This window comes from Pantoea sp. EKM20T (genome assembly GCF_011800485.1).
Taxonomy (GTDB): Bacteria; Pseudomonadota; Gammaproteobacteria; order Enterobacterales; family Enterobacteriaceae; genus Pantoea; species Pantoea agglomerans.
Genome location: NZ_JAALFW010000020.1, coordinates 1 through 24701, shown reverse-complemented (window position 1 = coordinate 24701; position 24701 = coordinate 1). Strand labels below are relative to the sequence as shown.

Here is a 24701-nt window from a genome sequence, read left to right as displayed (position 1 = left end):
GGCGTCAAATTCACTTGTTGTCAGTCTCACGCGGTTTACGCAGCACTTCATTGATTTCTGGTTTATCCAGCGGGCCACTGATGTGATAACGCAGCAGCGATATCTTGTTCCACAGGGGTCCCAGAACTTTACTGGCGGCAAACACCGCCGCGCCAATTACCGGATTGATGGCAAAAGCTGTCGCCACACCAACCGAGGCGGATATTTCCGGCGCAACCACCGCTTCCATGTCGATCTGACGCTTCACCAGGTCGAGATTACCCTGCATCGCAATGTCCGCTTCCAGGCCATCCACCAGCAGATTATCGGTGCGCATCATGCCGTTTTCGATCCAGGCGGTGCCGTTAATCGAGTCGAAGTAGAAAGAATTGGTGAAGGTGTCGCTGAAGTCGAAGCGCAGCTTGCGCAGTAGCGCATCAAAGCTCACCAGCCGCAGGATTTTCCCGGCGGCACCGGTATTCACATCGGCGATCTGGCCTTTGCCAAAGTGGGTCTTCAGGGTGCCGCTCAGCGTCTCTGCCGAGGGCTGCCAGGGCGCAGAGCGCCAGTGCAGGTCATACGCAATATCAAATGGCGCATCGCGCAGCGGCGTGTTGACCCCAAACCAGTTGGTCGCGTTATTAATATTCGGGCCTTTCAGCGTGCCCTTCAGCGAAGTGCGCTGGTCGTCCGGGCGGTTAACCCATTCCCCGTTGATTTTCAGCTGTGAACTGCCAGTATCCACTTTTCCGTTAGTAAGCGCTAACGTATCTCCGCGGGGTTGCAGCATCGCGGAGACCTGACCATATTTCTGACCCAGCACCCAGCACTCTTTACAGCGCAACTGTAAAGCGGGCCACTGGCTGAAGTTAATGTTCGTGGCTTTTTGAGGTGGCGCTTTGCCGCCTTTGCCTTCACCGTTATCCCACTGCGGATTGTAGTAAAGGTAATCCAGGTTCACCTGCCACGGTGCTTTCGGTGCCATTGCCAGCGCACCATGCAGCTCTTTAGCCCTGACGCCGACCTGGCCCTTGCCGCCCGCACTCTGAGCCAGTGTCGCTTCAACCTCATGCCATTGCTGCCCGGCCAGGGTGACGGCCGGGCTACGAAGCGTGATATTGCCGGGCAGCGTGACGCCACCCGTTTTGAGGCCGCCGCCTGACTCGCTGCCCCCGGATGCTCCCCCTGCGGCCATCATCGCCACCCAGGCCTCGCCATCCAGCGCGGGCAGGTTCAGTACCATGCCGGGATGATCGGGCAGAGCAGGTGTTTTCTGCGCATCATTCAGCCAGATGCCACGATCGACGCGCAGCGTCGGCTCCAGCAACCAGCGGCTGTTAAAGCGATGGTTTGCATCGACGCTGCCACTGAGATCGAAATGGTGCAGGTCGCCACTGGCCTTGATTGCGACTGGCATCGCCTCACCGGCTTTCTTATCGAGCGGTGCAGGTAAGTGACTACTTACTTCTTTTGCATTACCGTTCAGCGTCACGTCATAACGCGCACCGCCATGATGGGGCAGCGTAATATTAACGTCGCCCTGCCACGGCAGATTTCCGCCAAGCTGCTTGCTGACAGCTGCAGGAAGCTGGCTGATTTTAGCAGGCTGCCAGTCGCCCTGAAGTTTGACGTTCACGCCAAAGTCGTCCGGATTCTCTTTAGTGCTGAAACGCACGCCCATCGGCTGACCAAACCAGTTCGCACGCAGATCTTCACTGGCCAGATTGCCGTTGTCGTAACGGAAGCGCCCGGAGAGATTGTTAATGGTGGTTTTTAACGGTTTGATAAACAGCGAATTATTGTTCAGGTCCACATTGCCACGGGCGTGAACCTGCTCACCATCCAGCGGGATATCCAGATTCAGGTGGCCGCCGACGCGGCCTTTGATTTCCAGCTGCTCCAGCGCGGCACCCAGTGAAGGTTTCAGCGGAGTCTGCCCGAAATAGTCCGCGATTTGCTGGCCTTCACCACTGATATCACCCTCAATGATCAGTTTTTCTTTCAGGTAGTCGGGGATGACCGCAGTGACGTTGCGCGCGTCCACCTCGCCCAGTTTCGCCACCGGCGCTTTCATCCAGAGACCGTCATTCAGGAAGTTAAGGTCGATATCGAGATTGCTTAACGCTGGCCATTTGGGCTGAAACGCATAGGTTGCCTGGCGAAGCGGCACCCAGACCTGGAACATGCCATCATTATGCTTGAACGGGAACAGCGCCGGATTACCGGCAAACAGCAGTGTGGCGTTGTCCACCTTGCCACCCTTCACTGCCCCACTCAGATAGTGCGTCAGGCTGTTACCCAACAGCGGTACCGGGAAGTAGCGCCAGGCATCGCCCGCATCGGTAAGCCGGATACCGGCCAGAATATCCAGACGAGGCTCACCGCCGCTATTCTGCTGGTAGCTGAAGTCGCCGCGCGCCCAGAGCGAGCGTGCCTCCAGGTCAAGATTTTCGCCCGCCAGCGTGAGGCCATGATCATCATTCAGCCAGCGCAGCGCACCGGTCACCCGCTTAATCTCTAACGGAGCCTGGAACATGTCGCCATAGGGAACGGTCGCCGCCCCCATATCCACACTGACCTGACCATTGCTCAGGCTGCCGCGCGCTTCCCCGCTTAAATGGCTGATGCCCGGCAACAGTTTCCAGTGCTGCCAGCTGAAATCACGCCACTTCACCTGTACGCGGGTTTTTTCAGGCTGCTGTAACGGAATATCCAGCGCCAGGCCATCGATGGTGCCCTGTGGCTGCAGCGTCTGCCAGTTTTCAAACAGTGCCGGAGAGAGCGGCGCAAACAGCGGAACGATCGGCGCAATATGACTCAGCACCAGCTGTGTGGCGCGAACGCGCACTTCCGGCTGACCATCCGGTCCCAGCATCTGCTTATCTTCAGGACGCCATAACAGAGAGAAGTGACCGGCGGGCCAGGCGTGGCCGTCGGTGCTGAGCCGGGTTTGTGGCACATTGACCACCCAGCCATTCTGGAAACGTGACAGATGCGCGGTCAGCCCATCGACCTCAATGCGGTGTCGTCCGGTCTCGCCCTGCCAGCTGGCTCCGCCCTTGCGCAGCAGCAGATCACCGGCGTAGATGTCGCCATCGCGCAGGTTAACCCAGGCCGCCAGGCTAAATCGTGCGCTATCCAGCCGGGTATTGTCACGCACCCAACGGCCCAGCCACGGGCGCATGTCGACGTCGTCGGCCTGCATCCAGATGCGGCCATCATTGAGTAAACCGTTGCTGTCGTTAAGATCAAGCCGCACCTGGACCACGCCGTGCTGGCCGGTGAAGCTCGACAGACTGACTTCGCCTTCGGCCCGGTGGCGGTTATCTTCATTGACCCAGGTGAGTCGCGGGATCGCCAGCTCAGCATGCTGACCGGAAGGGGTGCGGAAACGGATGGTGCTGTCACGCAGGTCAAAGTGGTCAAACTGACGCAGGAAGAGTTCGTTTATCTGCGCCGGACGGAAGCTGTTTTTCTCTTTGTCGTTATCCAGCAGCGGGCGATTAGTATCGAGGTGCAACTGCCAGAAGGTCAGATCGCGAAACTGCCACCGCCAGTGCAGCAGGGACTGCCAGACGTCGAGAGCCAGATTGATGCGTTTGATAGTGAGTTTGCCGTTCTCATGCAGATCGACGCTAAGATCGCGAACCTGCAGGGTTGGGCCAAAATTCTCCCATTTACCCTGTAACTGGCTGGCGTTGACCGGCACGCCGCTGCTGTCGGAGATGTATTGCAGAAGGTTGCTGCGATAGCTGTCGAGATGCGGCATCACCAGACGCAATCCGCTGACCAGCAGCGCGACAATCACGATGATTGCCGCGACCAGCAGTAACAAAATCCTCGGCAACTGCCTCACTCACGCCTCTCCTTGTGTTCCGTAAACGACGGATAGTTGGTTCTCATACCCGACCGTCTCCCGATAAAAGCGTTAAAACGCGCATTTTATCTCAAACAAGGGCGATTTTTCAGCCCGATATCCGAAGAAACCGGTGACCGGGCTGGCGTTACATCATCACTACGTCGAACTGCTCCTGAGTGTAGAGCGCTTCGACATGAACTTTAACCTGCTTGCCGACAAAGATTTCGACTTCAGCCAGTGCATGAGACTCGTCAGTTTTTAACGCCTCACCCACCGTCGGTGAAACATAGACCAGAAAGCGGTCAGAATCATAAGCGTGATGAACCCGGACAATCTCACGCATGATTTCATAGCAGACCGTTTCAACGGTTTTCAGCGTGCCGCGCCCTTTGCAGACCGGGCAATCCTGGCACAAAACGTGCTCAATGCTTTCGCGGGTACGCTTACGCGTCATCTCCACCAGACCCAGCGCCGAGAAACCATTAATACCGGTTTTAACCCGATCTTTACTGAGCGCGCTTTCCAGCGAATGCAATACCCGACGGCGATGGTCTTCGTTGCTCATATCGATGAAGTCGATAATGATGATGCCACCAAGATTACGCAGTCGCAGCTGACGTGCGATCGCCTGAGTGGCTTCAACATTGGTATTAAAGATCGTCTCATCAAGGTTACGATGGCCGACAAACGCACCGGTGTTGATATCGATGGTGGTCATCGCTTCGGTCTGATCGATGATCAGATATCCGCCTGACTTTAGTTCAACTTTGCGATCCAGCGAGCGCTGAATCTCATTTTCGACGTCAAACAGGTCGAAAATAGGCTGTTTACCGTTGTAGAGCTCCAGCTTACCGGCCATTTCCGGGATATATTCACCGGTAAATTCCACCAGCATGTCGCAGGTCAGGCGGGAGTCGACCCGGATGCGATCCAGCGCCGCGCCCGCAAAATCACGCAGAATACGCTGGGCCAGAGCCAGCTCACCGTAGAGCAGGCAGCGGGTCTGATTGCGCTTTTTACGCTCGCTGACTTTGGTCCAGAGTCGTTTGAGAAAAGCCGCGTCCTGCGCCAGCTCCTCTTCCCCGATGCCTTCTGCGGCGGTACGAATAATAAAGCCGCCCAGATCGTCGCAGTAGTCAGCCACGACCGCTTTAAGCCGATCGCGCTCTTTCTCACTCTCAATACGCTGAGAGACACCCACATGCGATGCGCCTGGCATAAAGACCAGGTAACGCGAAGGCAGCGTGATGTCAGTGGTCAGCCGGGCACCTTTGGTACCAAGCGGATCTTTGACGACCTGAACCACCAGATCCTGTCCCTGCCGCACCAGCTCGGCGATATCCCGCACGATAAAGTTTTTCTTTTCGTCGCCCGCCACACATTCAGTATGCGGCATGATATCTGAGGCATGCAGAAAGGCCGCTTTCTCCAGACCGATATCAACAAAAGCGGCCTGCATGCCGGGCAGAACACGGCTTACACGGCCTTTATAAATATTGCCAACGATGCCGCGCCGCGCCTCACGCTCAATGTGAATTTCCTGCAGTATGCCGCCGTCAATATAGGCAACACGTGTTTCAGAAGGCGTGACGTTTACCAGTAATTCAGCCGTCATGTTGACCCCTTACGGCACGCAGTGACTCGAAATGGCTGATCAACTCCCCTGTCTCAACCAAGGGTAATCCGACCACTGCATGGTAGCTTCCATTAATTTTGCGGACAAAGTTTCCTCCCCTGCCCTGAATACCGTATGCACCCGCTTTATCCATTGGCTCGCCGGTCGCGATATAGTCGTCGATGTCGGTGGCGGTTAAGGTGCGGAATGTCACATCAGTGATTACGACGCAATCCAGCGCCTGCTGACTGTCGGCCAGCGCTACCGCCGTCATCACCTGATGCGTATGACCAGAGAGTTTGCACAGCATCGCGCGGGCATTAGCGGCATCGCGCGGCTTTTCCAGCACTTCGCCATTCAGCACCACAATCGTATCCGCGCCCAGCACCGGCAGATCCTGCGCGGCCAGTTTGACACCCGCCTGCGCTTTATCATTGGCCAGACGGCGGACATAGATTTCCGCCGCTTCGTTCGGCTGACGCTGCTCTTCAACGTCAGTCACGATGCGCTCGAATGTCAGCCCAAGTTGAGTTAACAGCTCACGACGACGCGGTGAACCGGAAGCAAGATAGAGGGTTACCATAAATTTCCTTATTGAACAGCGAACTGACGACGAATTTTTCTCATTAATAAGAATAGCCAGGGCCAGAGAATACCGTCGACGACACTGCTCCAGAAAATTTCAGGTCGGAATGAAACGTTGATTACCAGGAATTCAGCCCAGAAGACAATCACATCCATCGCCAGCGACAGCACCATAACCATTAACGCTTGCTGCCACAACGCTAAGTTGCGGAATAACTGGAACTTAAAGGCAATCAGGTAGGCGATGATACTGAGCGCCAGCGCACGCACGCCGAGTGTGGAACCCGCAATCAGATCCATGATGGCACCCAGCACAAATCCGCTGCCGACATTGACCCGATGCGGCAGTGCGAGCACCCAATAGATAAGGATCAACAGTAGCCATGAGGGCCGGAACATATAAATTTCATCCGGCCAGGGCATGATCTGCAGGACAAGCGCAACCAGGAAGGAGAGCCAGATGACCCAACGTCCCTGGCTGCGATATCGACTCAAGGCTGCCCCCCGCGTGAACGCGAGGAGTTGCTTTGTCCACTGCTGCTGGTAGCTGACGGTGCAGGCGGTCCCATCTGTACGGCAGGCGCAGGCGGGCCCATTTCTCCCGCAGGCGGTAAGACCTGCGGCATCATCTGCATCAGACGCTCGTTCGCAACGCGATGAACTTCATCCTGCGGCAACGGCATATCACCATTGCGATCGGCACCCCACAGCAGCAGCAGGTAACGCAGACGCTGCAGACCCGCGGTCGGATGCGCCTGAATCACCGTATAGGCGCGTTGGGTATCCACTTTTACCGAGGAAACCACACCCACCGGATAGCCTTCAGGGAATCGGCCACCGATACCTGAAGTCACCAGTACATCGCCGACCCGAATGTCCGTATTACCTGGCAGATGCTCAAGCTGAAGATCTTCAGTACAGCCGTTACCTGCGGCAATGACACGGATGTCATTACGCAGCACCTGAATCGGCAGGGCATGTGACGCATCACAGATCAGCAGAACACGGCTGGTGAGTTGTCCGACAGCGATGACCTGACCGACTACCCCTTTATCACTGATGACCGGCTGGCCTTCATAGACGCCGTTAACGCTGCCTTTGTCGATTACCACCTGGTCGGTGTAAGGATCGGTGCCGGTGGAGATGACCTGTGTCACCATCTTTTGCTCATCCTGACGCAGCGGTGAACCCAGCAGTTCACGCAGGCGTGCGTTTTCCTGCTTATATTGCCCCAGCATTAGCAGGTTACTGTTTTTCAGGAAGAGCTCACGACGTAACGCTTTGTTTTCCTGCTCGAGTTGCTGACGCGACGCCAGCGACTCTGACACGCCATCCAGCAGCTGACGTGGCCCATTGGCCAGGAAGTAAAACGGACTGACCGACGTATCCAGATAGTTGCGTATTTGGGTGAAAGAACCCACACGGCTGTCGGCAATGATAATGGCAATCGCCACGATAACCGCCAGGAATAGACGCAACTGCAGGGAAGGTCCCCTGCTAAAAATCGGCTTCATATAATCTGCGTGATCCTCGACAACAGGAGAGGAAGCGACGGCATAACACCGTGCTTCCCTGGGCTGAACGCACTGCACCGGCACAGATTGCGCCGGTTCACATGCCACTCCCTCGCATGATCATTGCGTTCTTAGCCGGTTGAGGCAATTATTCTTCGCTGAACAAATCGCCGCCATGCATGTCGATCATTTCCAGCGCTTTGCCGCCACCGCGAGCCACACAGGTCAGTGGATCCTCAGCAACCACAACCGGAATGCCCGTCTCTTCCATCAGCAGACGATCCAGGTTGCGCAGTAACGCACCACCGCCGGTCAGCACCATGCCGCGCTCCGAAATATCTGAAGCCAGCTCAGGCGGACACTGCTCAAGGGCAACCATCACCGCGCTAACGATGCCGGTTAATGGCTCCTGCAGCGCTTCCAGAATTTCATTAGAGTTCAGTGTAAAGCCGCGCGGTACACCTTCTGCCAGGTTACGACCACGCACTTCGATCTCACGGACTTCATCACCCGGATAGGCTGAACCGATCTCATGCTTAATACGTTCTGCGGTCGCTTCGCCGATCAGTGAACCGTAGTTACGACGCACATAATTAATAATAGCTTCATCGAAACGATCGCCACCAATACGCACTGACGAGGAGTAGACCACACCGTTCAGCGAGATCACCGCCACTTCTGTGGTACCGCCACCAATATCCACCACCATTGAGCCAGTCGCTTCTGAAACGGGCAGACCCGCACCAATTGCTGCAGCCATCGGCTCTTCAATCAGAAACACTTCACGCGCGCCTGCGCCCTGAGCGGATTCACGAATCGCGCGGCGTTCAACCTGTGTTGCCCCGACGGGTACGCAGACCAGCACACGCGGGCTGGGACGCATAAAACTGTTGCTGTGAACCTGCTTGATGAAGTGTTGCAGCATCTTTTCGGTCACGAAGAAGTCAGCGATAACGCCATCTTTCATCGGACGAATCGCTGCGATATTGCCTGGCGTACGGCCAAGCATCTGTTTGGCCTCATGACCCACGGCCGCAACACTTTTCGGTGAACCGGCACGATCCTGTCGAATAGCGACGACGGAGGGCTCGTTCAGTACGATGCCCTGTCCTTTCACGTAAATCAGGGTATTCGCGGTACCCAGGTCAATGGACAAGTCGTTGGAAAACATGCCACGAAATTTTTTAAACATACTAAGGGGTAATCCTGCAAGCTGGGGGCGGAAAATAAAATCCGCTTACTTTACCAACCACACGAAGCTGCCACAAGGCGCAAAAACGTTCTGCTTCGGTGAAAAAAGACGCCTGATTGCGTTTAAGTCATCTGAACTGGCGATCCACAACAGCAGAATGGCGACCAGACGCCATCAGCACTGCATTTCACGCTATTTCCCCTCGCCCTGTCCGACATAAAATCTAACATTTCCGGCAGTAAGTTCAGAGGTTCAGACGCGAATAAACATTAAAAAAAACCGTAAATTTCCGTCAGTACGACCGCAATTCATTAAATACGGTAACGTTGTGAATACTTCTTCACGTTACTGTTAACCGGAAGCGAGGGAGCAAAAAAGTCGCCCTGCCCACCTGCTACGCCCAACGCGACTAAAGTTTGCCACTCCGCTTTAGTGCGGACACCGGTAGCAAACACCTGAATGCCCGTACATTTACAGACTTCCAGCAGACTCTGCACAAACAGCTGATTTTCAGTCCGGCGCTCAATATTGCGTACCAGACCGGCATCAAGCTTGATCAGTTCCAGCGGCAGCTGTCGTATGTAGGCGCTGCTTACCACGGTTAAACCCGCCTGATTTACCGCAACCCGACAGCCAAAAGCCTTAAGTGCGCGGAAAACTGGCGTTAAACGGTTGATGTGTTGACAAACATCTGCCTCGGCAAGTTCAAATAAAAATCGTTTTCTTTGCGCTTTCGGGCACTGCAGCAGCATGTTCTGCAGCCAGAGGACAAAAGAGCGCTGCAGAAGCGAGGTAATCGTCACCGGAATCACCAGCGTCTCTTCTGGCCAGAGTTCAGAGAGTGCCGCAATGCGAGTCATTAACTGACGATCCCAGCCATCAGCCATGCCGAGCTGCTGTACCAGGGGCATATATTCTGCGGCCAGCACTTCTTTATCGCCGTCGAAGATGCGGGTCAGCATCACCCGGTGCTGTACCTTACCCTCAATATTGACGGTGGGTTTATGATAGAGCCGCGGGCCGCCACGGCTAAGCGTGTTCTCCAGCAGGGTTCGCCAGCGCACACTACCCCGCCCGGCGTCCTGCGGATTTCCGGCACCATTGGTCCAGTTGTTGCCGCCCAGCAGTGCCGCACGTCGGGTAGCCATTTCGGCATTTTCCATCACCTGCGGCACAGTCTGCCCGCTGTGCCAGGCGCTGATACCGATATGGATGAGATCATCACGATTAACCAGCCGCATCGGCGGCAGGGAATCAACGGCATTGATCAGCTGATCCGCAATACTGTTTGCCTCTTTGAGACTGCGATGCGGCAGTAGCACGGCAAAATCACTGCGGAAATAGCGTGCCAGCAGGGCGCCAGGATAGCGCAGCACAAAGGTGGAAAGCATGTTGACGAAATTGAAGAGGTACTCCTCAACCAGCCCCGGCTCCAGCGAATCCTTCAGCGTGTCCAGATCGGGCAGGCGCACCATCATCACCACACCATGGGTGCCGACTGCTTCCTGATCCTCCAGCAGGGTGGCGAGCTGGTTATCAAAGAACAGCCGGTTGTTGAGACCGGTGCGTCCATCCTGCGCAGCAAAGGTGCGGATCAGCGTGTCGATACGCAGACGCTGCTCGCCCGCCTCCTGCAGATCCGCCAGCAACACATCCAGTGCGCGGCTCGCTCTCGGTGGCCACTCATCCGCACCGCGTTTCGGCATTACACCGCGCTCACCGCTGATAATCGCCTCTGCCCGCACTTCAAGATGCTCCATACCGCGCCACTGCCGACTGAGCCAGCGATGCATCAGCAGCAGCACCAGACTCATCACCAGCATGACGGTAAACAGGATGCCCAGCGTAGAGGTGCCGGTAATGGAGCGCAGCCAGGTTTTGGCAGGATCAAGGGTGACGACCCGCAGCTCTAAACCCGTCTGGTGCATCAAAGGCACATCGACCTGGATAAAACGATTAGGCTCGTCTTCCAGCATCTGGTTTTCGTGTCGGGAGAGGGTAAGGAAAGTCTGCCTGCCGTTGTGAAGAGAAATCTGCTCGGCATTCATTATCGGCATCATACGCGTGAGCCAGACATGCAGCTCTGCCGGCGTCTGGGTGAACATCGCCTGATCCACTTCGGTCGCCAGTATCTGCGCCCGATGTTCAACCCGCTGATGACTGAACCAGAAAACACTGAATGCACAGCCTGCCAGCATCAACGACATGGCCAGCAGGCTTAAAAAGGTAATAAACGCAGATAATTTTGTGGTTAATCGCATCCCTGTGCCTGTATTACTGCGGTGATAACCGGATCACCCAACCTTGTACCGTCAGCCTGACGAAAACGCGAGCAAAAATAGCATAATTTGCCGTTGCCGACAGCGCCGGGACGTATGAAGCCGAAGTATATCGTCGGGATATCATCGCTGACGTTGATCCTGGCACTTTTCGGTGCATTCTCATCGTACCGGCCAGCCAGGAAATTTCACATTTTCAGGGCGAAACTGGCTGATATCAGTAATAGTCATCATGCTGGTTAATGACATCCTGTCTGGAGAAGGCACCATGAAACGCACACCCCGTCTGACCGAAGCCGACGTAACGCCGGAAAGCATTTTTAACATGAAGCGCCGCCAGGTGCTGAAAACGCTGGGACTGAGCGCAGCGGCGATGGGTATGCCGGGCGTGGCGCAAGCCGATATTCTCAGCTGGTTCAAAGGCAACGATCGCCCACCCGCGCCAGCAGGCCGGCCGCTGGACTTTACCAAACCAGCGCAATATCAGGCCGATCTGACCTTAACGCCTGCGGATAAAGTTTCCGGCTATAACAACTTCTATGAGTTCGGGCTGGATAAGGCCGATCCGGCTGCCAATGCCGGTACGCTGAAAACAGAGCCCTGGAAACTGACCATTGATGGCGAAGTGGCTAAGCCCGTGACCCTGGATATGGATGACATCTTTAAACGGTTTGCCATGGAGCAGCGAATCTATCGCATGCGCTGCGTGGAGGCCTGGTCGATGGTGGTGCCCTGGATAGGCTTTGAGCTGAATAAGCTTATCTCTCTGGCGGAACCCACCAGCAAAGCGCGTTTTGTCGCCTTTCAGACACTGTACGATCCTGAGCAGATGCCAGGTCAGAAAGATCGCTTTATTGGCGGCGGACTCAATTATCCCTATGTCGAAGGTTTACGTCTGGATGAAGCCATGCATCCGCTGACCATTCTGACCACCGGCGTCTATGGCAAAGCGCTGCCGCCGCAGAATGGCGCGCCGATTCGCCTGACGGTGCCGTGGAAATATGGTTTTAAGGGCATTAAGTCGATTGTCAAAATCACCCTGACCGCAAATCAGCCGCCAACGACCTGGAACCAGATCGCCGCAGATGAATATGGTTTTTATGCCAATGTGAATCCGCATGTTAATCATCCACGCTGGTCGCAGGCCACTGAGCGATTTATTGGCCCGGGCGGAAGTCTGAAGGTCGAACGTCAGCCAACGCTGCTGTTTAACGGCTATGCCGAACAGGTTGCGTCGCTCTATCGTGGCCTGGATTTACGGGAGAATTACTAGGTGGTACGCCTGTCGATAAAACAGATCACCTGGCTTAAGGTGATTCTGCATCTGGCGGCCCTGTTGCCGCTGATTTATCTGGTTCTTGCCGCGATGCAGGGCGGCCTGAGTGCGGATCCGGCAAAAGATATTCAGCATTTTACCGGCCGCATGGCGCTGAAACTGCTGCTGGGTACGCTGCTGGTCTCACCGCTGGCACGTTATGGCAGGCAACCGCTGTTAATCCGCACCCGGCGTCTGCTTGGCGTCTGGACGTTTGTCTGGGCTTCTCTCCATCTGCTGAGTTATTACCTGCTGGAGCTGGGCGCTGACAATCTGCGTCTGCTGGGCAGCGAGCTGATTTCCCGTCCCTATCTGACACTGGGGATTATCAGCTGGCTGATATTACTGGCCCTGGCGCTGACGTCGTTTCAGCGCGCTCAGCGCAAGCTCGGTAAGCGCTGGCAAACCCTGCACAACGCGGTCTATCTGGTGGCCATTCTGGTGCCGATTCACTATATCTGGTCAGTGAAAACCGTGTCACCCCAGCCACTTATCTACGCACTACTTGCTGCAATACTGTTAGCCTGGCGTTACAAAAAATTTCTCAAATGGTGGCCTCGCTAGCGCTTCACCCGTTGTTTTCCTCTGCACTTTTCTGATAAAAGATGTGGCCCGCAGGCCACATCCGATCATCTTCGCAGATAAGACCAGTATTTTGCTGCGAAATGACACGAAACGGATATAATGCCCGGCTTTATTGCTCGTCGGGTCTTCTTTTTCATTCTCAAAGGTGACAAATGAAGATTCGCAAGGTATTTTACGCGATGCCTCAATGATTGCGGGAGATGGCAGCACGATGGCGCATAAATTACATATTCTGCTTTTAAACGGGCCCAACCTGAACCTGTTGGGAACGCGTGAACCTGAGAAGTATGGTCATACCACGCTGCGTCAGATCGTTGACGATTTGACACGTCAGGCAGACCAGTTGAATGTGGAATTGAGCCACCTGCAAACCAATGCTGAATTTCAGCTGATTGATCGCATTCATGAGGCCAAAGGCAATGTGGATTACATCATTATTAATCCTGCCGCGTTTACCCATACCAGTGTCGCACTACGTGATGCCCTGCTGGCGGTAGAAATACCGTTTATCGAGGTTCATCTCTCCAACGTGCATGCCCGCGAGCCCTTCCGCCATCACTCCTATCTTTCTGATGTCTCTGCTGGCGTGATCTGTGGGCTTGGCGCTGACGGCTACACATGGGCTTTACAAACGGCAGTAAAACGCCTGTCTCAAACTAATTAATCAAACTGAGTACGGAACCCCACTCATGGATATTCGTAAAATTAAAAAACTGATCGAACTGGTTGAAGAGTCTGGCATTTCAGAGCTGGAAATTTCTGAAGGTGAAGAGTCCGTTCGCATCAGCCGTGCACCTGCAAACGTGGGTTACCCGATGATGCAGCAGACTTACGCTGCGCCGGTTCAACAGCCTGCTCTGGCAACAGCTGTTGCTCCTGTTGCAGCGGTTGCCGAAGCGGCACCGGCTGAAATCAGCGGTCACATCGTGCGTTCACCAATGGTAGGGACCTTCTACCGTACGCCGAGCCCGGATGCGAAAGCCTTTGTGGAAGTCGGCCAGAAAGTGAATGCCGGCGATACCTTGTGCATCGTCGAAGCCATGAAAATGATGAACCAGATCGAAGCTGACAAATCAGGTGTAGTGAAAGCTATCCTGGTTGAAAGCGGTCAGCCGGTCGAATTTGACGAGCCACTGGTTATCATCGAGTAACGGGGCAGATCATGCTGGATAAAATTGTTATTGCTAACCGTGGTGAGATTGCGCTGCGCATTCTGCGTGCCTGTAAAGAACTGGGCATCAAGACTGTTGCGGTACACTCAAGCGCGGATCGTGACCTGAAGCACGTGCTGCTGGCAGACGAAACCGTCTGCATTGGCCCGGCGCAGTCAGTTAAAAGTTACCTCAACATCCCGGCGCTGATCTCTGCTGCAGAGATCACCGGCGCGGTGGCGATTCACCCTGGCTACGGCTTCCTCTCTGAGAATGCCGATTTTGCTGAGCAGGTTGAGCGCTCCGGCTTTATCTTTATCGGTCCGAAAGCAGACACCATTCGCCTGATGGGCGACAAAGTCTCTGCGATTAATGCGATGAAGAAAGCAGGCGTCCCAACCGTACCCGGTTCTGACGGTTCGCTGACCGATGATATGGAAAAAAACCGTGCCTTTGCGAAGCGCATCGGTTATCCGGTCATCATCAAAGCCTCTGGCGGCGGCGGCGGTCGTGGTATGCGCGTTGTGCGCAGCGACAAAGATCTGGAACAATCCATCAACATGACGAAAGCGGAAGCCAAAGCGGCTTTCAGCAACGACATGGTTTACATGGAGAAGTATCTGGAGAATCCGCGCCACATCGAGATTCAGGTTCTGGCTGACGGCCAGGGCAACGCGATCTATCTGGGCGAACGTGACTGCTCTATGCAGCGTCGTCACCAGAAAGTGGTTGAAGAAGCGCCAGGCCCAGGTATTACTGAAGAACAGCGCAGCTTTATCGGCAATCGTTGTGCCAAAGCCTGTATTGAGATTGGCTATCGTGGCGCAGGTACCTTCGAGTTTCTGTACGAAAACGGTGAGTTCTACTTCATTGAGATGAACACCCGTATTCAGGTGGAACATCCGGTGACCGAGATGATCACTGGTGTGGATCTGATCAAAGAGCAGCTGCGCATTGCTGCGGGTCAGCCACTGTCGATCAAACAGGACGAAGTGGTTATTCGCGGACATGCGGTCGAGTGCCGTATTAACGCTGAAGATCCGGTCACCTTCCTGCCAAGTCCGGGTAAAATCACCCGCTTCCATGCGCCAGGCGGTTTTGGCGTGCGCTGGGAGTCGCATATTTACTCAGGCTACACCGTACCGCCGTATTACGACTCCATGATCGGTAAGCTGATCACCTATGGCGAAACGCGCGACGTGGCTATCGCCCGCATGAAGAATGCGCTGGCGGAACTGATCATCGACGGTATCAAAACCAACGTTGAACTGCAGATGAAAATCATGTCCGACGAAAACTTCCAGCACGGTGGAACCAATATCCACTATCTGGAGAAAAAACTCGGCTTGCACGAGAAGTAAACGCAACGCTGAGTCAGTCAGAGGCCGGTTAATCCGGCCTTTTTCTTTTGCCGCTGGCGTTAAGGTTGAATCATGGATGCTCGTTTTATACAGGCACATAAAGAGGCGCGCTGGTCGCTCTACCTCACCCTGCTCTGGCTCGCTGCCTGGGGGCTTTCTGCCTGGCTGGGTGGCAGTGAAATTGGTATCACCGGCCTGCCGCGCTGGTTTGAACTCTCCTGCCTGTTTGCTCCCCTGTTGTTCATATTCCTGTGCTGGATGATGGTGCGGTTAATTTTCCGCGACATGCCGCTGGAGGACACAAATGAACAGTGAAATTATCCTGCCGTTACTGATTTATCTGGTGTTGATTGCCGCGCTGTCGGTGTTTGCCGTGCGCAAAAGGCGCGAGGGTAGCTTCCTCACTGAATATTTCCTTGGCAGCCGCTCCATGGGCGGATTTGTGCTGGCGATGACGCTCACCACCACCTATATCAGCGCCAGCTCGTTTATTGGTGGTCCCGGTGCCGCCTACAAATATGGGCTGGGATGGGTATTGCTGGCGATGGTGCAGGTGCCCGCCGTCTGGCTCTCGCTGGGTGTGCTGGGGAAAAAGTTTGCCATCCTGGCGCGCAAGCATAATGCGGTGACGCTGAATGACATGCTCTACGCCCGCTATCAGAGCCCGCTGCTGATCTGGCTGGCGAGTCTGAGCCTGCTGGTTGCCTTTATCGGTGCCATGACGGTGCAGTTTATTGGCGGCGCGCGGCTGCTCGAAACCGCCGCAGGCATCCCGTATGACACGGGTCTGCTGATTTTTGGCGGCACTATTGCGCTCTACACCGCTTTTGGCGGGTTCCGTGCCAGCGTTCTCAATGACGCCATGCAGGGCATCGTGATGCTGATTGGCACATTTCTGCTGCTGTTCGCGGTGATTCATCAGGCTGGCGGCCTGAGCACGGCCGTGCAGAAACTGCATGACATTGATCCCGCTCTGCTGTCGCCGCAGGGACCGGGTGAGATTATAACGCCGACCTTCCTCAGTTCATTTGTCGTGCTGGTCTGCTTTGGGGTGATTGGCTTGCCGCATACTGCGGTGCGCTGCATCTCTTATAAAGACAGCAAGGCAGTCCATCGGGCCATTATTCTGGGTACCATTGTGGTGGTGATCCTGATGCTGGGAATGCATCTGGCCGGTGCGCTGGGCCGGGCGATACTGCCGAATCTGACCGTGCCGGATAGTGTTATACCCACCCTGATGATCACTGTGCTGCCACCGTTAGCTGCCGGACTGTTTCTGGCAGCCCCCATGGCCGCCATTATGTCGACCATTAATGCCCAGCTGTTACAGGCTTCGGCTACGCTGATCAAAGATCTCTATCTGCGTGTTGCCCCACAGCAGATGGAAAATGAGACGCGGCTGCGGCTGTTATCTGGCACCATTACGTTCGCACTGGGTCTCCTGCTGCTGATTGCGGCCTGGAATCCACCCGATATGATTATCTGGCTCAACCTGCTGGCCTTTGGCGGCCTTGAGGCGGTTTTCCTCTGGCCGCTGGTACTGGGTCTCTACTGGGAACGCGCTAATGCCGCAGGCGCCATCACCGGCATGGTGGTGGGTGGAGGCTGCTACGCTTTTCTGGCGAGCCTGAACCTGCAGATTCTGGGTTTTCATCCCATTGTGCCCTCACTGCTTTTAAGCCTGCTGGCATTTTTAGTGGGCAACCTGTTTGGACGCGCGCCGCAAACGGTCGACGCGCCGCAACATTGACGGAAAGAGAGACGTTATGCCGTGGATTCAAATCAAAATTAATAGCTCAGGTGAACACGCGGAAACGCTGAGCGATGCGCTGATGGACATTGGTGCGGTTTCAGTGACCTTTCAGGATACCAACGACACGCCGGTGTATGAGCCGCTGCCAGGTGAAACCCGCCTGTGGGGCGATACCGATGTTATCGGCCTGTTCGATGCAGAAACTGATATGGCCGCGATTACCGCCGAACTGGCGCAGCATCCGTTGCTGGGCGCCGGTTTTCGTCACCGGATCGAGCAGATCGAAGATAAAGACTGGGAGCGCGAATGGATGGAAAACTTCCATCCGATGCGCTTCGGTGAGCGGCTCTGGATCTGTCCGAGCTGGCGTGATGTGCCGGATCCTGATGCCGTCAACGTGATGCTCGATCCCGGCCTGGCGTTTGGGACCGGCACGCATCCGACCACCTCACTCTGCCTTACCTGGCTTGACGGGCTGGATCTGGTGGGCAAAACGGTGATCGATTTCGGCTGTGGTTCGGGGATCCTGGCGATCGCCGCACTGAAGCTGGGTGCGGCTCAGGCGATCGGGATTGATATCGATCCGCAGGCTATTCAGGCCAGCCGGGATAATGCTGAGCGCAACGGCGTCTCTGATCGCCTGTCGCTCTATCTGCCCCACCAGCAACCCGAAAATCTGCAGGCTGATGTGGTGGTGGCCAATATCCTGGCCGGCCCGCTACGTGAACTGGCCCCGCTGATCAGCGTACTGCCGAAGTCTGGCGGTCATCTGGGACTCTCGGGCGTGTTAGAGAGCCAGGCAGAGAGCGTCTGCGAAGCGTATGTCAGCGAGTTCACGCTCGACCCGGTTGCGGTTAAAGAGGAGTGGTGCCGGATTACCGGGATTAAATCCTGAATATAGCGCCTGTCTGCCCCCTCTGATATCGCGCTGCCCGTAACAAAGTGCCTTAACAGAACATTCAGCCAGCCCGTAGCGTAAGTTGCGGGCTTTCCCGATTTGAAATGGATGCTTGTATCGTTAATCACGGCATGTGACGTTTTTTATCTGGCGAATTGACGTACTTTTCTGGAAAAACTTTTGCTCACAATTTCAGCATAAATTGTTAAGTGATTGATATTTAAGCTTAATAAATATGCGCATCGATCATGGCCCGGATTTCATTGATCTTTCTTGCTGATTGTTCAAAGTTTGGCCTTTCATCTTCCTGCAAAAATGCGTAATATACGCCGCCTTGCAGACACAGTATGGCCATTCTGACTTCATGCGTATTGGAAACCTCCAGCTGAGAAATCGACTGATTGCAGCACCGATGGCCGGTATTACCGACAGGCCGTTCAGGGCGCTGTGTCACGAAATGGGTGCAGGCATGGCAGTTTCTGAGATGTTGTCTTCAAACCCGGAAGTCTGGGCTAGCGACAAATCTCGATTACGTATGGTTCACAGCGATGAGCCAGGCATTCGCGCCGTGCAAATTGCCGGTTGCGATCCCAGTGAAATGGCGCAAGCTGCACGCATTAATGTTGAGGCTGGTGCACAGGTCATCGACATTAATATGGGATGCCCTGCCAAGAAGGTTAACCGCAAAATGGCGGGTTCAGCCTTGCTGCAATATCCCACCGTGGTGGAGTCAATTCTCTCCGCAGTGGTTAATGCAGTGAATGTGCCGGTTACGCTGAAAATTCGTACTGGCTGGGATCCTGAAAACAGGAACTGTGTCGCGATTGCCCAATTGGCTGAACGCTGCGGTATACAGGCTCTGACGATACATGGTCGCACTCGTGCCTGCCTGTTCAACGGAGAAGCTGAATATGACAGCATTCGGACAGTTAAGCAGAGTGTCTCCATTCCGATTATCGCGAATGGAGACATAACTGACCCGCATAAAGCCAGAGCGGTGCTCGACTATACAGGGGCCGATGCTCTGATGATAGGACGTGCTGCTCAGGGAAGACCGTGGATCTTCCGGGAAATCCAGCATTATCTGGACACTGGGGAGTTGCTTGCCCCGCTGCCGATGGCAGAGGTCAAGCGCTTGCTTGTTTCGCATATACGTGAGCTGCACGACTTTTACGGTTCAGGCAAGGGATACCGTATAGCGCGAAAGCACGTCTCCTGGTACCTGCAGGAGCACGCCCCGAATGACCAGTTTCGGCGCACATTCAACGCCATTGAGGATGCCAGCGAACAGCTGGAGGCGTTGGAGGCATACTTCGAAAATCTTGCGTAACGAAATAAAGAGCTGAAAGAACTATGTTCGAACAACGCGTAAATTCTGACGTACTGACCGTTTCAACCGTTAACTCACAGGATCAGGTAACTCAAAAACCTTTGCGTGATTCGGTTAAACAGGCACTGAAGAACTATTTTGCTCAACTGAATGGTCAGGATGTGAGCGACCTGTATGAGCTGGTTTTGGCTGAAGTCGAGCAGCCTCTGTTGGACATGGTGATGCAGTATACCCGTGGCAATCAGACCCGTGCTGCCCTGATGATGGGTATCAACCGCGGTACGCTGCGTAAGAAATTGAAAAAATACGGCATGAACTGATTTTTAGTTCTGTCTGTAAATCACGCCAGCCTTCGGGCTGGCGTTTTTATTTGTGCGTCGACGCACAAAGCCACGGTAATGATAGTGAAACAGTTTCCGGTAATATGGTAACTGTAGTTGCAATCGCTGGCGTGATATTTCACCCTCTCGCTTTCGCCCGCTGTGATTTGACTTAGTGCCTGCCTGACCCTCACCTCGCTTCACATCCCCGCCACTGCTGGGTATGTGACTTTCTGCGCATTAAAAAGCAACGCAATCTCTTCATACATTTCTGCCTGAGTGAATGCTCACACTGCTCCCACATAGTGAAACTATTTGCACTAAATGTGATCGGGTCGACTCGCATTGCTTCCTTTTGGTGCGCCATATTAGCGGAACTTTCTAAGTGCTTCCGATTATTAACCGTTCTTTCATACGAATTCAGGAACCTGCAAACCTGGCATCAGCTTTGCAGAGTCGTGGATGGCTGACCGCCACAGACAGGAAAAACGCACACTAAAGTGCGCAAACATAACAACATGATCCCGCCACACAGGATGCTTTATGAAAAAGATGATGCTCTCTACGCTGATCGCTGCTGCCTCGCTGGTTGCCGTTGCTCAGCAAGCACACGCAGGCACCACACTGGATGCGATAAAGAAAAAAGGTTTTGTTCAATGTGGTATCAGTGACGGCTTGCCGGGCTTCTCCTATGCAGATGCTGGCGGCAAGTTTACCGGTATCGATGTGGATGTGTGTCGTGCGACGGCTGCCGCTGTGTTTGGTGATGCAACCAAAGTGAAATATACCCCGCTGACCGCGAAAGAGCGTTTTACCGCTCTGCAGTCCGGCGAGGTGGATGTGCTTTCACGTAATACCACCTGGACCTCATCGCGCGATGGCGGCATGGGCTTCCTGTTTGCGGGCGTGAACTATTACGACGGTATCGGCTTCCTGACTCACCAGAAGGCCGGCCTGAAAAGTGCGAAAGAGCTGGATGGTGCCACTGTCTGTATTCAGGCGGGAACCGACACCGAGCTGAACGTAGCGGACTTCTTTAAAGCCAACAAAATGCAATATACGCCTGTGACCTTTGACCGCTCTGATGAATCGGCTAAAGCGCTGGATAGCGGACGTTGCGATACGCTGGCATCTGACCAGTCTCAGCTTTACGCATTACGCATTAAGCTGGGCAAACCGGACGAATTTATTGTTCTGCCCGAAGTGATCTCCAAAGAGCCGCTGGGGCCGTTGGTGCGTCGTGGTGATGATGACTGGTTCACCATCGTGAAGTGGTCGCTCTACGCCATGCTGAATGCGGAGGAGATGGGCATCTCCTCGAAGAACGTTGACCAGATGACGGCCAAGCCAACCACACCAGACATGGCACACTTCCTGGGCGCCGAAGGTGATTTTGGTAAGGATCTGAAGCTGGATAACAAGTGGGCCTACAACATCGTCAAGCAGGTGGGTAACTATCAGGAAAGCTTTGACCGTAACGTCGGTAAAGACAGCGCACTGAAGATTGCACGTGGTCAGAATGCGTTGTGGAACCAGGGCGGTATTCAGTACGCACCACCGGTACGTTAACAGACCTCACTAATCGGGCACCCTATTCTGTGGTGCCCTACCCCAGCTTTCGTTACTGAGGTTTCAACATGTCACAACGCCCAACCGTGAAAAGGGATTTTTCATTTGGTAATCCCACGGTTCGCGCCTGGATTTATCAGCTCATCGCCGTCGTCGCGGTGCTTGGTGTGGTGGGTTATCTGGTGCATAACACCATTATTAACCTTGCTAATCGCGGTATTACATCGGGGTTTGGATTTCTTGAGCGCACTGCCGGTTTCGGCATCGTTCAGCATCTGATTGAGTACACTGAGGGAGATACCTACGCGCGCGTGTTTCTGGTCGGATTAACCAACACGCTGCTGGTCTCTGCACTCTGTATTGTTTTCGCTTCGATTCTCGGATTCGCGGTCGGTCTTGCCCGCCTTTCTGACAACTGGCTGCTGCGGAAACTCTCGAATATCTATATCGAAACCTTCCGTAATATCCCACCCCTGCTGCAAATCTTCTTCTGGTACTTTGCAGTCTTACGCAATCTACCGGGCCCACGTCAGGCGCTGAATGCTTTTGACCTGGCATATGTCAGTAATCGCGGACTCTACGTTCCATGGCCGACCTATGCAGCAGGCAGCTGGCCGTTTGTTATTGCACTGCTTCTGGCCGCGGCTGTGAGCTATGGCCTGTACCGCTTTAACCGTAAACATCAGCTGAAAACCGGTCAGTTACGTCGCACATGGCCCGCTGCCGTTGTGATGCTGATTCTCTTTCCTTTGCTTGCACACATTGGGTTTGGCCCAGCCACGCACTGGGATGTGCCACAACTGCGCGGTTTCAATTTCCGTGGCGGCTCGGTGATGATACCGGAGCTGGCAGCCCTGACGCTGGCACTGTCGATTTATACGTCGTCGTTTATTGCTGAAGTGATCCGCTCCGGGATCCAGTCGGTCCCCTATGGTCAGCATGAAGCAGCGCGGTCGCTGGGGCTGCCTAATCCGGTTACGCTGCGCCAGGTGATTATTCCTCAGGCCATGCGCGTCATTATTCCGCCACTAACCAGCCAGTATCTGAACATCGTGAAGAACTCTTCACTCGCCGCCGCTATCGGTTATCCCGATATGGTGTCGCTGTTCGCCGGATCGGTACTGAATCAGACCGGTCAGGCTATCGAGACGATTGCTATCACGATGGGCGTTTACCTGATTATCAGCCTGCTGATATCAATGCTTATGAACTTCTACAACCGCAAAATTGCGCTGGTTGAGCGTTAAGAGAACGGGATAACTATGTCTGTGACTACGCATGAAACGCCCCCCGTCCCGACGACTCTGGTCAGTCGCGCCTGGTTTTGGGCTCGTAAAAACCTGTTTTCCAGCTGGTTTAATACGCTACTGACGCTGTTTTGCATCTGGGTTATCTGGCACGTCATTCCACCCGCGCTGAACTGGCTGGTCTTTCAGGCAAACTGGATCGGCACCACGCGCGCCGATTGCACCAAAGAGGGTGCCTGTTGGGTCTTTATCCATGCTCGTTTCGGCCAGTTCATGTATGGGCTTTACCCGCATGAATTGCGCTGGCGTATTAACCTGGCGCTGGTGATCGGCCTGTTGTCGATTGTACCGATGTTCATTAAGAGCCTGCCGTATCGTGGACGCTATATTGCTGCCTGGGCTGTCATCTATCCGGTGATTGTCTGGTTTCTGCTGTATGGCGGCTATCTGGGGCTGGAACGTGTCGAAACACGTCAATGGGGCGGATTAACGCTGACGCTGATTATTGCGTCAGTGGGTATTGCCGGTGCGCTGCCGCTGGGTATTTTGCTGGCGCTGGGCCGTCGCTCACGCATGCCGGTCGTGCGCACGCTGTCGATTATCTTTATTGAGTTCTGGCGCGGCGTGCCGCTGATTACCGTGCTGTTTATGTCATCCGTGATGCTGCCGCTGTTTATGTCTGAAGGCACTAACATCGACAAGCTGGTGCGCGCGCTGGTCGGCGTCATTCTGTTCCAGTCCGCCTATGTGGCAGAGGTGGTTCGCGGTGGCCTGCAGGCACTGCCGAAAGGTCAGTACGAAGCAGCCGAATCTCTGGCGCTGGGCTACTGGAAGACGCAGATGCTGGTTATTCTGCCCCAGGCGCTGAAGCTCACTATTCCCGGCCTGGTCAATACCATCATCGCACTGTTTAAAGATACCAGCCTGGTCATCATCATTGGTCTTTTCGATCTGTTCAGCAGCGTCCAGCAGGCAACGGTCGATCCGACCTGGCTGGGGATGTCGACCGAAGGTTATGTCTTTGCTGCACTGGTCTATTGGATCTTCTGTTTTAGCATGTCGCGCTACAGCCAGTATCTGGAAAAGCGCTTTCACACCGGGCGTACATCGCACTGAGGTTTTACATGACTGACTCTATGACACACTCTTCCGACGCGTTGATGATCTCGCTTGAGAACGTGAATAAATGGTACGGGCAATTCCATGTACTGAAAGACATCAACCTGCAGGTTAAACCCCGTGAACGCATCGTACTGTGCGGACCTTCCGGCTCCGGCAAATCGACGACGATCCGCTGTATCAACCATCTGGAAGAGCATCAGCAGGGCCGCATTGTTGTTGACGGTATCCATCTTAATGATGACGTTCGTAACATTGAGCGCGTGCGCACCGAAGTCGGTATGGTCTTCCAGCACTTCAATCTCTTTCCACATCTGACCGTACTGCAAAACTGCACGCTGGCACCTTCCTGGGTAAGAAAGATTCCAAAGAAGGAAGCTGATGAGCTGGCCATGCACTATCTGCAACGCGTGCGTATTGCCGAGCATGCACATAAGTTTCCGGGCCAGCTCTCTGGCGGACAGCAGCAGCGTGTCGCCATCGCCCGCTCACTCTGTATGAAGCCCAAAATTATGCTGTTTGATGAGCCCACGTCAGCGCTGGATCCTGAGATGGTTAAAGAGGTGCTGGATACGATGATTGGTCTGGCTGAGGATGGAATGACTATGCTATGCGTCACCCATGAGATGGGCTTTGCCCGAACGGTGGCTGACCGGGTGATCTTTATGGATCGGGGAGAGATCGTCGAAGTCGCGCCACCGCAGGAGTTCTTTGCGAATCCAAAATCGGAGCGTACCCGGGCGTTTCTATCGCAAGTTATTCACTGATCAGACGTTCAGTTATCTCACTACCCGGCCTGGTGCCGGGTTTTTTATGGACTGAACAGCCGCTTTAATATGCTTACTGACCTGTTGCTGTTATGAATAAACAGACAGATACGCTGTGAAGAGGGAGTTTTATCGCGGTTTGCCACAACGAAAAAAGCCCTTCGCATACGCAAAGGGCTCTCTCTTATTTGATGCCTGGCAGTTCCCTACTCTCGCATGGGGAGACCCCACACTACCATCGGCGCTACGGCGTTTCACTTCTG

Annotated in this window: 21 protein-coding genes; 14 read left to right on the top strand and 7 right to left on the bottom strand. The window is 54.5% G+C overall.

All coding sequences use genetic code 11. The features are described 5' to 3' along the window. Nucleotides 1–10: 10 nt before the first annotated feature. The 7 genes from yhdP to csrD form a co-directional block, all read right to left on the bottom strand. A complete protein-coding gene (gene yhdP, locus HFD94_RS21790; protein ID WP_045139582.1) occupies nt 11–3835 on the bottom strand; it encodes an AsmA2 domain-containing protein YhdP in 3825 nt (1274 codons plus the stop codon). Nucleotides 3836–3983: 148 nt separating this feature from the next. Further along, on the bottom strand, nt 3984–5453 hold the full coding sequence (gene rng, locus HFD94_RS21785; RefSeq protein WP_003855268.1) for a ribonuclease G: 1470 nt from the start codon (nt 5451–5453) through the stop codon (nt 3984–3986). Continuing rightward, nucleotides 5443–6036, bottom strand: coding sequence for a nucleoside triphosphate pyrophosphatase (locus tag HFD94_RS21780; RefSeq protein WP_122889551.1), 594 nt, complete (start codon nt 6034–6036; stop codon nt 5443–5445). Before HFD94_RS21780 ends, rng begins: the two co-directional genes overlap by 11 nt. 8 nt (nt 6037–6044) lie before the next feature. Beyond that, nucleotides 6045–6533 carry a rod shape-determining protein MreD gene (gene mreD / locus HFD94_RS21775; RefSeq protein WP_010256045.1) on the bottom strand — a complete coding sequence of 163 codons (489 nt, stop codon included), beginning with the start codon at nt 6531–6533 and terminating at the stop codon, nt 6045–6047. Continuing rightward, on the bottom strand, nt 6530–7552 hold the full coding sequence (gene mreC, locus HFD94_RS21770; RefSeq protein WP_010256043.1) for a rod shape-determining protein MreC: 1023 nt from the start codon (nt 7550–7552) through the stop codon (nt 6530–6532). The genes mreD and mreC overlap by 4 nt, the downstream gene beginning before the upstream one ends. Before the next feature lie 148 nt (nt 7553–7700). Beyond that, the gene (mreB, locus tag HFD94_RS21765; protein ID WP_004385136.1) at nt 7701–8744 is read right to left on the bottom strand and encodes a rod shape-determining protein MreB; all 1044 of its coding nucleotides are present in this window, start codon (nt 8742–8744) and stop codon (nt 7701–7703) included. 311 nt (nt 8745–9055) lie between these two features. Further along, on the bottom strand, nt 9056–11005 hold the full coding sequence (gene csrD / locus HFD94_RS21760) for an RNase E specificity factor CsrD (RefSeq protein WP_010699819.1): 1950 nt from the start codon (nt 11003–11005) through the stop codon (nt 9056–9058). A gap of 286 nt (nt 11006–11291) precedes the next feature. Between csrD and msrP the strand changes: the two genes are divergently transcribed. The 14 genes from msrP to HFD94_RS21690 all read left to right on the top strand — a co-directional run bounded on the left by msrP (nt 11292) and on the right by HFD94_RS21690 (nt 24438). Next, on the top strand, nt 11292–12296 hold the full coding sequence (msrP, locus tag HFD94_RS21755) for a protein-methionine-sulfoxide reductase catalytic subunit MsrP (protein ID WP_010256016.1): 1005 nt from the start codon (nt 11292–11294) through the stop codon (nt 12294–12296). Then, entirely contained in the window at nt 12297–12902 is a 606-nt protein-coding gene (gene msrQ, locus HFD94_RS21750) for a protein-methionine-sulfoxide reductase heme-binding subunit MsrQ (RefSeq protein WP_010256013.1), read from the top strand. 232 nt (nt 12903–13134) lie between these two features. Beyond that, nucleotides 13135–13587 (top strand): type II 3-dehydroquinate dehydratase, encoded by a 453-nt coding sequence (gene aroQ / locus HFD94_RS21745; protein WP_010256011.1) that lies wholly within the window; start codon nt 13135–13137, stop codon nt 13585–13587. A gap of 25 nt (nt 13588–13612) precedes the next feature. After that, nucleotides 13613–14074: an acetyl-CoA carboxylase biotin carboxyl carrier protein gene (gene accB / locus HFD94_RS21740; RefSeq protein WP_010256009.1), complete on the top strand. Its 462-nt coding sequence runs from the start codon at nt 13613–13615 to the stop codon at nt 14072–14074. An 11-nt stretch (nt 14075–14085) separates the two neighbouring features. Then, nucleotides 14086–15435 carry an acetyl-CoA carboxylase biotin carboxylase subunit gene (gene accC, locus HFD94_RS21735; protein ID WP_010256007.1) on the top strand — a complete coding sequence of 450 codons (1350 nt, stop codon included), beginning with the start codon at nt 14086–14088 and terminating at the stop codon, nt 15433–15435. Nucleotides 15436–15507: 72 nt separating this feature from the next. Continuing rightward, complete coding sequence (locus HFD94_RS21730; RefSeq protein WP_010256005.1) at nt 15508–15750, top strand: YhdT family protein; 243 nt, start codon at nt 15508–15510, stop codon at nt 15748–15750. Continuing rightward, entirely contained in the window at nt 15740–17185 is a 1446-nt protein-coding gene (gene panF, locus HFD94_RS21725) for a sodium/pantothenate symporter (protein WP_010256003.1), read from the top strand. The genes HFD94_RS21730 and panF overlap by 11 nt, the downstream gene beginning before the upstream one ends. Nucleotides 17186–17201: 16 nt before the next feature. After that, nucleotides 17202–18083 (top strand): 50S ribosomal protein L11 methyltransferase, encoded by an 882-nt coding sequence (prmA, locus tag HFD94_RS21720; protein ID WP_010699821.1) that lies wholly within the window; start codon nt 17202–17204, stop codon nt 18081–18083. A gap of 367 nt (nt 18084–18450) precedes the next feature. Continuing rightward, nucleotides 18451–19416: a tRNA dihydrouridine synthase DusB gene (gene dusB, locus HFD94_RS21715; RefSeq protein WP_008925814.1), complete on the top strand. Its 966-nt coding sequence runs from the start codon at nt 18451–18453 to the stop codon at nt 19414–19416. A 23-nt stretch (nt 19417–19439) separates the two neighbouring features. After that, nucleotides 19440–19736, top strand: a complete 297-nt coding sequence (gene fis, locus HFD94_RS21710) for a DNA-binding transcriptional regulator Fis (protein WP_003855228.1) — start codon at nt 19440–19442, stop codon at nt 19734–19736. A gap of 543 nt (nt 19737–20279) precedes the next feature. Continuing rightward, a complete protein-coding gene (locus tag HFD94_RS21705) occupies nt 20280–21305 on the top strand; it encodes an amino acid ABC transporter substrate-binding protein (RefSeq protein WP_010255984.1) in 1026 nt (341 codons plus the stop codon). A gap of 68 nt (nt 21306–21373) precedes the next feature. Then, nucleotides 21374–22552 carry an amino acid ABC transporter permease gene (locus tag HFD94_RS21700; protein ID WP_033780626.1) on the top strand — a complete coding sequence of 393 codons (1179 nt, stop codon included), beginning with the start codon at nt 21374–21376 and terminating at the stop codon, nt 22550–22552. A 15-nt stretch (nt 22553–22567) separates the two neighbouring features. Then, on the top strand, nt 22568–23668 hold the full coding sequence (locus HFD94_RS21695; RefSeq protein ID WP_064690035.1) for an amino acid ABC transporter permease: 1101 nt from the start codon (nt 22568–22570) through the stop codon (nt 23666–23668). Between the two features lie 8 nt (nt 23669–23676). Then, entirely contained in the window at nt 23677–24438 is a 762-nt protein-coding gene (locus tag HFD94_RS21690) for an amino acid ABC transporter ATP-binding protein (RefSeq protein WP_010699823.1), read from the top strand. The last annotated feature ends 263 nt before the right edge of the window (nt 24439–24701 follow it).

What these genes read in the sequence shown, in the direction of transcription:
- mreB (WP_004385136.1), bottom strand. Translation starts at nt 8,744, where the DNA reads ATGTTTAAAAAATTTCGTGGCATGTTTTCCAACGACTTGTCCATTGAC.
- HFD94_RS21780 (WP_122889551.1), bottom strand. Translation starts at nt 6,036, where the DNA reads ATGGTAACCCTCTATCTTGCTTCCGGTTCACCGCGTCGTCGTGAGCTG.
- HFD94_RS21730 (WP_010256005.1), top strand. Translation starts at nt 15,508, where the DNA reads ATGGATGCTCGTTTTATACAGGCACATAAAGAGGCGCGCTGGTCGCTC.
- aroQ (WP_010256011.1), top strand. Translation starts at nt 13,135, where the DNA reads ATGGCGCATAAATTACATATTCTGCTTTTAAACGGGCCCAACCTGAAC.
- prmA (WP_010699821.1), top strand. Translation starts at nt 17,202, where the DNA reads ATGCCGTGGATTCAAATCAAAATTAATAGCTCAGGTGAACACGCGGAA.
- mreC (WP_010256043.1), bottom strand. Translation starts at nt 7,552, where the DNA reads ATGAAGCCGATTTTTAGCAGGGGACCTTCCCTGCAGTTGCGTCTATTC.
- HFD94_RS21690 (WP_010699823.1), top strand. Translation starts at nt 23,677, where the DNA reads ATGACTGACTCTATGACACACTCTTCCGACGCGTTGATGATCTCGCTT.
- fis (WP_003855228.1), top strand. Translation starts at nt 19,440, where the DNA reads ATGTTCGAACAACGCGTAAATTCTGACGTACTGACCGTTTCAACCGTT.
- accB (WP_010256009.1), top strand. Translation starts at nt 13,613, where the DNA reads ATGGATATTCGTAAAATTAAAAAACTGATCGAACTGGTTGAAGAGTCT.
- HFD94_RS21705 (WP_010255984.1), top strand. Translation starts at nt 20,280, where the DNA reads ATGAAAAAGATGATGCTCTCTACGCTGATCGCTGCTGCCTCGCTGGTT.
- panF (WP_010256003.1), top strand. Translation starts at nt 15,740, where the DNA reads ATGAACAGTGAAATTATCCTGCCGTTACTGATTTATCTGGTGTTGATT.
- accC (WP_010256007.1), top strand. Translation starts at nt 14,086, where the DNA reads ATGCTGGATAAAATTGTTATTGCTAACCGTGGTGAGATTGCGCTGCGC.
- HFD94_RS21695 (WP_064690035.1), top strand. Translation starts at nt 22,568, where the DNA reads ATGTCTGTGACTACGCATGAAACGCCCCCCGTCCCGACGACTCTGGTC.
- HFD94_RS21700 (WP_033780626.1), top strand. Translation starts at nt 21,374, where the DNA reads ATGTCACAACGCCCAACCGTGAAAAGGGATTTTTCATTTGGTAATCCC.
- rng (WP_003855268.1), bottom strand. Translation starts at nt 5,453, where the DNA reads ATGACGGCTGAATTACTGGTAAACGTCACGCCTTCTGAAACACGTGTT.
- msrP (WP_010256016.1), top strand. Translation starts at nt 11,292, where the DNA reads ATGAAACGCACACCCCGTCTGACCGAAGCCGACGTAACGCCGGAAAGC.
- dusB (WP_008925814.1), top strand. Translation starts at nt 18,451, where the DNA reads ATGCGTATTGGAAACCTCCAGCTGAGAAATCGACTGATTGCAGCACCG.
- csrD (WP_010699819.1), bottom strand. Translation starts at nt 11,005, where the DNA reads ATGCGATTAACCACAAAATTATCTGCGTTTATTACCTTTTTAAGCCTG.